This is a genomic window from Indolivaga capnocytophagoides (genome assembly GCF_036511535.1).
GTDB classification, from domain to species: domain Bacteria; phylum Bacteroidota; class Bacteroidia; order Bacteroidales; family Dysgonomonadaceae; genus Dysgonomonas_A; species Dysgonomonas_A capnocytophagoides.
On record NZ_AP028867.1, the window covers coordinates 4,701,805 to 4,713,624 of the forward strand.

The 11,820-nt window shown below is 37.7% G+C and carries 5 protein-coding genes; all 5 read right to left on the minus strand.

Translation table 11 applies throughout. From position 1 onward, the window contains the following. Nucleotides 1-90 precede the first annotated feature (90 nt). The 5 genes from AABJ51_RS19020 to AABJ51_RS19040 all read right to left on the minus strand — a co-directional run bounded on the left by AABJ51_RS19020 (nucleotide 91) and on the right by AABJ51_RS19040 (nucleotide 11,679). Nucleotides 91-1,455: a glucoamylase family protein gene (locus AABJ51_RS19020; protein WP_338373830.1), complete on the minus strand. Its 1,365-nt coding sequence runs from the start codon at nucleotides 1,453-1,455 to the stop codon at nucleotides 91-93. 145 nt (nucleotides 1,456-1,600) lie between these two features. Beyond that, a complete protein-coding gene (gene bglX / locus AABJ51_RS19025) occupies nucleotides 1,601-3,886 on the minus strand; it encodes a beta-glucosidase BglX (RefSeq protein ID WP_026626325.1) in 2,286 nt (761 codons plus the stop codon). Between the two features lie 72 nt (nucleotides 3,887-3,958). Next, the gene (locus tag AABJ51_RS19030; protein ID WP_338373831.1) at nucleotides 3,959-5,386 is read right to left on the minus strand and encodes a RagB/SusD family nutrient uptake outer membrane protein; all 1,428 of its coding nucleotides are present in this window, start codon (nucleotides 5,384-5,386) and stop codon (nucleotides 3,959-3,961) included. A gap of 31 nt (nucleotides 5,387-5,417) precedes the next feature. Further along, the gene (locus AABJ51_RS19035) at nucleotides 5,418-8,606 is read right to left on the minus strand and encodes a SusC/RagA family TonB-linked outer membrane protein (protein ID WP_321577315.1); all 3,189 of its coding nucleotides are present in this window, start codon (nucleotides 8,604-8,606) and stop codon (nucleotides 5,418-5,420) included. Between the two features lie 265 nt (nucleotides 8,607-8,871). After that, a complete protein-coding gene (locus AABJ51_RS19040) occupies nucleotides 8,872-11,679 on the minus strand; it encodes a triple tyrosine motif-containing protein (protein WP_026626322.1) in 2,808 nt (935 codons plus the stop codon). Between the last annotated feature and the right edge of the window lie 141 nt (nucleotides 11,680-11,820).

The following is an 11,820-nucleotide window of genomic DNA, read 5'->3' on the forward strand; positions in this document are numbered from 1 at the left end:
ACAAATAGGTCTGAGACCTAAGTGAAGATTCCGGAGTTCTGACACTCTTTCTAACCACGAAACATTTTTAAGGTCGCAGACCTCTTTTTCTTATTTTAGATAAGGACTTTCAAAACCTAATTTGTTTAGCCCTTTCTGAACATCGGGGTGACTCATAAATAGTTTCCATAATAACTGAGTCCTGTAATTTTCGATCATTACGGCAATAGGTCCTTGGTCAATTGCCAGATAGCGTTTAGGATACCAATTATCGGTTTCGCTGTACGCATCGTAAAATCCGTATTTACCTAAGGTTTTGTCTTTCATATTATACAGATATCTCATTACCTGCATAGACTCTTTAGGTGTATATATGATAGATGATAATGCTGCGGTAGGAGAGATAACACCGTGGTCGTCATTTTCGTTAGGAGAATGGGCTGCATATCCTTTGACTGAATAGCTGGCGGTAAGTCCCCAACTGTTTTCGCCGTAATTTTTATATCCTTTCGGATTGCGGATACAGTATGCACGATTGACCAATGTGTAATTTTTCATTTCATCGAAATAATTTGCATATTTGTCTTGCAGGCCGTTCGGATCTAAGCCTAAGAACGAATAATGTGCCCAGAATAGAGGACCGGCTTGTGTTCCCTGATAACGAAGGTTGAGGTTAATGCCTTCAACTGTGTGAGGAGATACGATTGCTCCTTTTTCCGCCCATCCTTCAGTATACACTTCTGCCGGAACACCATGCGTAGGAGATGCTGCAGCAAGTATATACATGATAAGACATTCATTGTACCCTCTTACAGGGAAGTTCATTTCCCATGCGTATTCGGGGCTCCAATGCCAGTAGAGAACGTTCTGTCCATTGCGGTACCAGTCCCATTCAACTCCTTTCCACAATTTATCAATACGTTCGGCTAATGCTTTTTCTGAGTCCGAACCATTTACATAATATTGGTGAACAGCTAATAGTCCTTGTATCAGGAATGCTGTTTCTACGAGGTCTCCACCATTATCTTTCGTACCGAATGGTTTTACTTTTCCTGTTTCGCCATACCACCAGTGAGGAAATGCTCCGTGGAATTTATCGGCTTTCTCAAGGAATGTCACTATTTTATCCATTCTCTTCAGTCCGTCTTCACGAGATACATAACCTCGGTCTATTCCGGCAAGTACAGCCATAATACCGAAGCCGCTCCCTCCTGAGGTTACAATATCGGGAGTATCTGTCCCGATGTATTCTCCATCGACATGGTAACGTTCGCGAGCCAGACCGCTGGTAGGCTCTGCTCCATCCCAGAAATAATTGAAAGTACGGTGTTGTACACTGTCTAATAAAGCTTCATCGGTAAGTTCTACTTTTGTAGAATCTTCACTGCCTCCATCCTGACCGCTGTTGCTTTTGCATGACCAGCCACCTGATGCAATTAAGGCTATCGAAAATATTGATATTACTATTTTTTTCATATGCTGCAAACTGATAAAACAAAAAGGAATTGTCGAACCGTCAAACAGTTGGACAATCCCTTTCGTCTGTATTAGTAAAATATTTATGATATGATTATTGAATCATAATGGATTTACTAAGGAGATCAAAAAGGTCTCAAACCTGTTAGTTTAACGTAAAACGGGCTGTCTTCACATCTTTGCTGTCTCCTCCGATCATTACGTCGAAGTCTCCGGGTTCGAATACATACTGAAGATCATAGTTGTAGAATTTCAATAATTCGGGAGATATCTTAAAGCTGACGGTTTTCGATTCTCCTGCTTTTAATGAGATTTTCTCAAAGCCTTTCAATTCTTTAACAGGACGAGTTACGCTTCCAACAATGTCTCTGATGTATAATTGTACAACTTCTTTACCTTCTACTTTACCGGTATTGGTAACAGTGACACTGGCTGTAATTTCGCCGTTCTCATTTAAATTAGCAGAGCTTAGTGTTATATCGCTGTACGAAAATTGAGTGTAGCTCAGTCCGTATCCGAATGGATAAAGAGGTTCGTTGCTAACATCAAGATAGTTGCTGCGGAATTTTTCGAACCATTTACCTTCACCCAATGGGCGTCCTGTATTTTTGTGGTTGTAGAAAAGAGGTATTTGACCTACATTCTGAGGGAATGTTGCTGGAAGTTTACCCGAAGGATTTGCATCACCGAATAATACATCTGCGATTGCAGGAGCTGCCATGCTGCCACCGAACCATACGTTAAGGATGGCTGGTACATTAGCTTGTTCCCAGCTAAGAGTCATCGGACGACCTGCGAATAGAACCAATACAACAGGTTTTCCTGTTTTTAGAAGTTCTGCAAGTAATTCTTGTTGAACATCAGGGATATTCAGGTTGGTACGGCTGCTTGATTCTCCACTGAATTCAGATGATTCACCAAGAGCGGCAACAATTACATCCGATTGCTTAGCTGCATCAAGAGCTTCTTTCAAGAGTTCCTCTTTAGTACGGTTGTCTCTACCTAAACCACGTCCGAACATGGTCGCATGTTCTTCCAGTTTAGCATCAGCTACAAGGTTACTGCCTTTTGCATAGATAACTTTACCGTTTTTACCAAGAGCATCTGTAATGCTTTGTACAACAGTAGGAGCTTTGTCTAAAGGAACAGCAACACTCCATGTTCCGGCCATATTAACTGCCGATTTGGCAAGAGGCCCTACAACGGCAACAGTTCCTTGTTTTTTAAGAGGTAAAGTATTATTTGCATTCTTTAAAAGAACATAACTCTCAGCTGCAATTTTGCGGGCTTCTGCTAAATTCTGAGGTGTGTATATTTCAGTTTTAGCTCTTTTTGAATCCATAAATTTATATGGATCTTTGAATAAGCCTAATTTGTATTTTGCCTCAAGTATACGACGGCATGCTTTATCAATATCAGCTTGATTAACTTTACCTTCTTTCAGTGATTTTGGTAAAGTCGAAAGTAAACCTTCACTTACCATATCCATATCGATACCGGCTTTCAGTGCACGTGCAGATACTTCTTGCAGGTCGCCGATACCGTGATCGATCATTTCGCTGATACCTGTATAATCGGTTACAACAAATCCATCGAATCCCCATTGCTTGCGCAATACATCGTCCATTAACCATTTGTTGGCAGTAGCAGGAACTCCATCCACTTCGTTGAAAGAAGCCATAACACTACCTACACCTGCTTCAACGGCAGCTTTGTATGGGTACATGTACTCATTGAACATACGCATGCGGCTCATGTCGGTAGTATTGTAATCGCGTCCGGCTTCGGCAGCTCCGTACAGAGCATAGTGTTTTACACAGGCCATGATGTGTTTGTTGTCAGAATATGTATTGTCACCCTGATAACCTTTTATCATTGCCTTTGCTATTTGTCCGCCTAAGAACGGATCTTCGCCATTACCTTCCGAAACACGTCCCCAACGAGGATCTCTTGATACATCTACCATCGGGCTGAATGTCCAGAATATTCCGTCGGCACTGGCTTCTATTGCAGCGATACGAGCCGATCTTTCGATAGCCTGCATATCCCAAGTAGCAGCAAGTCCGAGAGGAATAGGGAATCCGGTTTCGTATCCGTGAATAACGTCCATACCGAAAATCAAAGGAATTTTCAGGCGGCTTTCTTCTACAGCTACGCGCTGTACTTCTCTGATCTTATCAACGCCTTTGATGTTAAATAGTCCACCGACTAATCCATTCTTTATTTTGCCCGCGATATCACTACTCTTCGCTTGTCCGGTTGTGATGTCACCTGCACTGGGAAGGTTTAGCTGACCTAGTTTTTCATCTAAGGTCATTTTGCTCATCAAGTTGTCAATAAAGCGGTTCATCTCAGCATCCTGAGTCGCTTTATTCTGAGCTGAAAGACTCAGGCTTAACAAACAAAAAGCACCAAAAAATAAATTTCTCATAATTCTAAGTTATATCATTGAGTGTGAAATAAACAAGGGCTTTCGAGAAGCCCTTGTTGTACTGTTAAAAAATTACCAATTCGGGTTTTGCCCCATATCCGGGGTCTGTATTAACTGGTCGTTTGGTATCGGGAATAAGTTATGTTTTCCGTCAACATAAGGTTTACCTGCTGCACGCATAGCAACTCCTGCTTGGCCTGTACGATTTAGATCAAACCAGCGATCATGTTCCATTGCTAGTTCGAGACGACGTTCATGCCAGATGATCTCTCTCAACTTAGTCTGATCAGTTTCTGTTATATTGGCTAGTTTAGCTCTTTTCCTGACTTGGTTTAGAGCATCCAATGCTTCAGATGTTTTACCTAACTCATTGGCAGCTTCAGCTTTGATTAATAATACCTCTGCATAGCGAAGGTACATGATGCTTTTATCATTCCATGCGCTACCTGGAGCCGAGCTTGAATAAGCCTTATAATTGTACATAGCGTTTTCTGTATTACCAACTTCTCTGCCATCCCAAAGTGTTCCGTTGCGGAAAATAATAGTTGCATTTCTGCGAACCATATCTCCTGATGTATTGTAGTCATTTAATAAACTTTCAGAGGGAGTATTGAAACCCCATCCCCATCCGTTACCACCACGGGCACCTTGAGTTTGAGAATATTGTTGTATACCTTGAGCTACAGAACCGTCATCAGAAGCTTTAGCTTGAAATTCGAATATCGACTCTTTGCTGTTATGATAAGCAGCTTTCCAGATATCTATATAATTATCAAGTAAACCATATTCACCAGAGTTGATAACCTTATTGGCATAATCATATGCATTTTGGTAATCTTTTTGATAAAGATATACTTTAGCTAGAAGTCCTTGCGCAGAACCTTGTGTTGCACGACCTATATCTTTAGAAGCGTATTTGCTTACTACCGGTAGATTGGTTTCAGCATATTGAAGATCTGCTTTGATGTATGAATATACAGAATCTGTCGATGCACGAGCTACCAAATCATATTCTTGAATAGGCACAGCTCCCCAACCTCTAACTAAGAAGAAATAGTTTAAAGCTCTAAGAAAACGAGCTTCTGCTATATAACGAGCTTCTAAAGTTTTATCAGTAAGTCCTGCTTGTTGAGTAAATTCGATAGACTGAGTTGCTGCACCGATCGTTTTATACCATTTGCTCCACATTGCAAGGAAAGATCCGGCAGATGGTGTATATGTGAGATTGTCTAAGATCTCTTTATCTCCACCTGCATCTGTTGACGAACTACCTTTATCAGCATTATCAGAAATGATTTCTGTAATACCTAAGTAAGAGAACGCATAATCCCAAGAATTAAATTGTCCGTATACTCCGGTTAAGACTTTCTCGGGAGTATATACTTCATTATCATTTTGCTCTACGTTCTCTTTTGACTCTTCATCCAAGAAGTTGCTACAACTTGTAGCAAAGAAAAGCAGAGATAAAATTGATAAAATACCTATATATTTCTTTTTCATGATTGCTTATAAGTTTAATTATAGACTAAAATTAGAATGATAGATTAACACCTACTAAAAAGTTTCGAGTTGTAGGATATGCTGAAAGCTCGATTCCTGCAGTACGATTTGGTAAGTTGGCATCAGTTGATCCACCTCCTACAATTTCAGGAGTAAAACCTGAATAGCCTGTAAACATGAATGGGTTTTGTGCAGTGAAGTATGTTCTTAGTCTAGATCCTTTAAATACCAAGTCATTGAATGTATAGCCAAATGTAATATTATTTATACGGAAGTAGCTACCTGATTCAAGGAAATATGTAGAAGCTTTAGCTTCACGTAAAGCTCCAGGATTTGAATTTGTAGATCCTTCACCTGTCCATCTGTTTTTGAATGTATCGTATGTGATATTTTCACCACCATCAATACGTCCATGTTTTAGTCCATTATAAATTTTATTACCTGCAACACCATAGCCATCAATACTGAAGTCCATATTTTTGTATTCTAGCCCTAGATGGATACCATAAGTTGAAGAAGGAATATATGATCCAGCATAGATTTTATCGCTATCATCTATTTTTCCATCGTTATTTTGATCTTTGTACTTTAAGTATCCCGGACGAGGAGTTCCTAAAACAGCTTCGCCATTAGCATTAGCAGCATCTATCTCTGCTTGGCTTTGCCATACTCCATCTGCTTGATACATCCACCATCCGTAAATAGGTTTGTTTTCCATCAAGCGTTTTGTGATTTCGCCATCGCTCAAGCTACCGCCAGTATCACCTGCATATGTAGCTTTTACATCTTTCACTTGGTTTTTATTATATGCATAATTTACGCTGATATCATAAGTAATACCCATTGGTAATTTATCTCTCCATCCAAGATTAAGTTCTATACCTCGGTTATTTACTTTTGCTCCATGATCATAGAATTTGTCAGAATAAGGTGAAGTATATACCGGAGTTACATATAATATAGTATTGGTATTGGTCTTATCATAAAAATCAAAACCTCCAGAAAGTCTACTGTCTAGCATAGTGAAATCAAAACCAACACCCCATTCTCTTGTTATTTCCCAAGAAAGGTTTTTAGCGGGAGTTCCAAACATTGCTCCTTGATAATATCCGGGAACATCTCCAAATGAATAATTACCTTCATGGCTACCAGGATATGTAATCATTGTTGATACATTCAAAGGCACATCTTGATTACCTAGTTTACCCCATGTTGCACGTATTTTCATATAATCTAGAATCTTAAAATCTTTCATGAAATCTTCTTCAGTGATAGTCCATCCAAGACCGAATGAAGGGAATGTACCCCAATAATTTCCCGAAGATTTGAAAGTACTTGATCCATCTCTACGTACAGTCGCAGATACATAGTATTTGTGATTGTAATTGTATTGCACACGAGCAAAATAAGATGCTAATGAACGAGCAGTATAATCGTATTGGTCTATTACTTTAGTATAAGAATCATCCGCATGATTCATACTCCAGTATTGATTCTTTTCAGGAACATCATATCCTGTTAATGACGAATAGCTGCCAATCCCAGTTCTTTCTCTTGATAGACCTGCTACAGCTTCAATATTATGTCCACCGAAGTTTTTATTGAATGTAATATAACCTTCCCACATCCATCTGTATGTATCAGAGTTTGTAAGATTTAAAGAGTTATCAGCATATTCAATAACACCAGGATTCGCAGTTTTATAGCTTTCAAATTGGTCTTCCGTTCTGTTTACACCACCCGTATTAAGCCAAGCATTTTTTATATTGGTAAATAATCTGTTTTTGTAGAAATATTTAGTTGCACCGAATCGTGAGTTAACTTTTAAATAATCTGTAAGTTTAAATTCACCTTCGATACCTCCTTGAATAGTTAAGGTTTTGGCTCTTTCAGCAGAGTTATTGATTGTTAATAATGGGTTGCCAATACTATTTAGTTTACCGTCACTGCCATCTCCTTCATTAGCCCACATAACACCTGTAGATTTGCTAGCATATGGTAAACCATAGCGACCATTAGCATAATGTGTTGCTACAAGAGGTGATTGTCGGTATGCCTCGTTGAATGCTCCATATGATTTTGGATTTTCATTAGCAAATGAGATATTGATGTTTTGAGAAAATTTCAAGCGATCATTGTAGAATTTATACACGTTGTTATTACGTATTGTAGAACGTTGATAGCCTTGTCCATCTAACATCCCTTTTTCGTTATAATAGTTATAACTGAAAAAGTAATCTACTGTTTGACCACCTCCCGATAGAGATACAGTGTTATTGTTAAAGAACCCAGTATTGAGTAACTCGTCATACCAATCGGTATTGAAGGGCTGTTGACTAGCATCAGCTAATTGGTAAGTAGTTGTAGAACCATATTGTTTCAACATATTCTGGTTCTCGTTAAAATAAGTAATGTATTGAGATGCATTAGCCATTTTAACTTTGTTCAATGTCGTTTTAATACCGGCATAAGAATCTACTGTTATTTTAGCAGAGCCTGTTTGACCTTTTTTAGTTGTGATTAATACTACACCGTTAGCTGCACGTACCCCATAAATAGAAGCCGAAGATGCATCTTTCAAGATGTCCATACTTACGATATCTGCAGAACTGATACTTTTGATATCATCAACAGGAAATCCATCTACAATATACAATGGGTTACGTCCACCTAAGGCTGTTCCAAGACCACGTATAACAATTGTCGGACTTGATCCCGGAGCATCAGATGCTGTAATATTCACACCAGCGACTTTACCTTGTACTGATTGAACTGCATTAAGAGCTGGTTGTTTAAGGATATCTTTAGAAGATACGCTTCCGATTGATCCTGTTAAGTCTGCTTTTTTAGCAGTACCGTAACCGATTACTACAGTTTCAGATAAAACGTGTGTGTCGTCTTCTAATGTTACATTGATTGTTGTTTGTGTTCCGACTGTTACAGCCAGAGTTTTCATTCCTAAGAATGTGAATTCCAAAGCATCCGAAGATTTTGCATTAATAGAGAATTTTCCATCAATGTCAGTAATCGTTCCTGTTGTCGTTCCCTTGATAACAACACTTACTCCCGGAAGAGGCTCTTTCATCGCGTCGGTAACTGTTCCCGTTACTACTTTTGTCTGTGCAAAAGTTCCGAAAACACCAACAGAAAAAGTCAAGAAAAGAAAAAGAAAAAACTTTTTCCAAACACCTGTCATAGGTATCGATTTGTTTTCTTTCATGGTTTTTGTCTGATTTACTAGTTTGTTAATTGAAAAAGCTTGAATCTTTATTTCAAAATAGAACTAGAATTAATTTTTACTATTATTGATTTATTTAAACAGTAAAAACCCATTTTGATATTAGATTCACAACAAATGTAAAAGAGTGTGCCCTTTCTCTTAAATAAATACATTCACAAGAAGCTCATGAGGTCTGTTATTTAACAAAATACAGACCTCATTATTTCCTCTCATTATCTGTTATTTGATTGTAAATCAGTATATTTTAAAATTGAAAAAAGAAGTCGCTTAAGTGCTGATTCTGTGGAATGTCCAGTTTTTTTCTTAGCCTCGATCTGTTGTTTTCTACTGCTCTTACCGATATATTCATTAAAGATGCGATCTCTTTAGAATCCAGATTTAGCTTAAGACAAGCGCACAACTTGAGGTCATTAGGGGTAAGCTGAGGGTAGCTTTCTTTCAGCTTCTTGAAGAAGTTGGTGTGCTTTTGTTCAAATTTGATTAGAAACATTTTCCAGTCCTCTTCCGCATCAAGGTCATTATTTAGTGCTGTTGATATTTTCTGATATAAAGGTTGTAGAGTTCTGTTATTTTGTTTTCTGAAAAATTCTTCGATTTCGTTTTTGATGCCTGTTATAGTTTCATTACGTTGGATGATGGATGAAGTCTGTGTTAACAGTTCGGCATTTTTTTCGTTTACCTCCTGTTGCAGCTTTTCATTCATGATGCTCAATCTGCGGGCTTCTATTATCCGTAATTTTTTGATATGTATCTTCTTGTATCTATATTGTATATACTTAGTTATTGAGGCAAACAAAAGAATTACAAGCAGTATATATATCAATAGAGCCCAATTTGATTGATACCAGATGGGGAGTACTTCGAATTCGTAAGTGATTTCCGGAGATGTTTTGCCATATCGGTCAACCGTTCTTAACATGAATATATATTTTCCGCGAGCCAATCGTTCGAACGAGATGCTGTTATCTTTTTTATCCATTGTTTTCCAGCCATCGGAAAGTCCGAGTAATTGATATTGGAAGGTAATATTCTTACTGAATGCTCCATGTACTGCGAACTGAAATGATATAGTATTGTGCGAATATTTAATTTTAGGATTTTCTTTATCCAGATAGATAATATGATTATCGGAGTTCGATATTTTTATAGACTTAATATAAGGTTCAGTAACTTCTTCAACTTTCTGAGTTAAGAAATTAGAGCATAACAAAAATCCTTTATCAAGGCATATAAGGCTCAGGCTATCATTTAATGAAACAATATTCTCGTAATTATCGACAAGAGACAGATTTCTGTATCCGATATCTATTATAGATGAAATATTAGCATTCTGTTCGTTATATTTTACATTGTAAATAAGCTTATCTCCTATAATCCAAAAATTATCGGGAGAGATATTAATCACATTTTTGAGATTCGATATCCCGATAAAGGCTTTGTTTAAGGTTGGTTCCGATACAATCTTACCATTGATATCATTGTAGGTGTAAAATTTATCATTTCCAAGGAAAGCGATACGTCCTCCGACTTTAAACATTTTGAGATTATAGGGTATAGTATCGTTGGTGTCGGTGCCAATATATTCAAGAATAGGGGTTCTTGACAGATTATCATAGGTACGACCTCTGTATACGCCTTTATTCATGTGTTGAAGCCAAATGTTTCCGGCATGGTCATTTTCTACTTTATTAATAGGCTCGGTCAGTCCTTCGACTTGTTCCAGTTGGTGAGTATCCATATTTACAATCATCAATCCGATATATGTACCCAGCAAGAGATGGTTTGAGTCTGCTCTGGTTATCGTAAATACTCCGGTATGTATCGGGTAGGGATAAGAAGTATTCAGGTTTTCATCTATAATATAAATTCCCTGATTGTGTCCGCAATATAGTTTATTGTTAATAACGGATAAGTACCACACCTGACCTTCGGTTTGAGGTATAAACCTGAACTTTCTGATAGCATTCATGCTTTGGAGTTCATTCTGATCGATATAATATACCCCTTGGTTTGTTCCGATAAATAATTTGTTATTATAAATAGCAGCAGAATAGACTGCGCCTATTTTGCCGGCAGGATCAGTAAAACAGCTGATACCATTGATATAAGCAATACATGAAACTCCACGATCCAAACCTGCCCATATATTATTTGAGCTGTCTTCGTATAACGACAATACAGTATTGTTGTTGAGATAGCTGTCTGTGTCGAAATGATTGATAATTTTTCCGGATGGCGATAATTCGTATATTCCGCTTAAGATGGTTCCGAAGAAATAGTTGCCCGATTTGCTGTATATTCCGCAATTGATATTACTGTTTTTTAGCTCATCGACGGTATTCCAAGGTTGAAATGTTTTACCATCGTAGATGTATATCCCCATTGTAGAGGTAGTTATTATATACTTCTTGTCTTTTGATGGTAATACAGATTTGACTTCAGTCTTTGAGAAGATTTCGCTCCCCGGTATTTTTTCATAGTTGTTTTTGTTTACACGAAAGAGGCTACCTCCCATTTCCTGTATCCAAAGCTCGTTGTATACTTTGTTGAGTAACAATATATTTTTTTTTACCGGTAGTTTATATACTTTCTCTAGATCGTATATATATATTGCATTGAATGACTGGAAATAAATAGTACGGTCTTTTTCCCATATTCTCCATATATCATCATTATGCATAGACCCTGCCGGCAGTTTTGAGCTTAGAGAATGATACTGAAGCTTGCCGCTTATATCCCTGTTCCATACACCGAATTCTTCGTATCCACCTGTAAATATCAGACTGTTGGATGCCGCATATACAGCTCTGATGAGTTCATTCTTCGAAGTTTTATAGAGCATCCATTCTATTCCATCGAATTCGAGCAAGCCCAGATCGTTTCCGATATATAAAATGCCTTTGTCGTCTTCAGATATCGACCAGTTTTTATTTCCGGCATTATAATCGGAACGGTTGAAACTTATAATGTTCGGGTTGTTGGCAAAAGTGTTGGCGCACAGTAGCGTGAATATGAAAACGGATAAAACACTGTATATGTTAGAGAATTTCATGAGATGTATTTAGTGGTATAGAATAATAAAACTCAATTCAGGTATAAATTGTTCTTATATAACAAGAAAGCGATTTTATAGCAGATGATAAATCTTAATGTTCAAAAAGATGGGTATTTGCTAATAAAATTAAGCAAGACC

Excerpts from the sequence above, each read along its gene's own strand:
- AABJ51_RS19020 (WP_338373830.1), bottom strand. The coding sequence starts at position 1,455 with ATGAAAAAAATAGTAATATCAATATTTTCGATAGCCTTAATTGCATCA.
- bglX (WP_026626325.1), bottom strand. The coding sequence starts at position 3,886 with ATGAGAAATTTATTTTTTGGTGCTTTTTGTTTGTTAAGCCTGAGTCTT.
- AABJ51_RS19030 (WP_338373831.1), bottom strand. The coding sequence starts at position 5,386 with ATGAAAAAGAAATATATAGGTATTTTATCAATTTTATCTCTGCTTTTC.
- AABJ51_RS19035 (WP_321577315.1), bottom strand. The coding sequence starts at position 8,606 with ATGAAAGAAAACAAATCGATACCTATGACAGGTGTTTGGAAAAAGTTT.
- AABJ51_RS19040 (WP_026626322.1), bottom strand. The coding sequence starts at position 11,679 with ATGAAATTCTCTAACATATACAGTGTTTTATCCGTTTTCATATTCACG.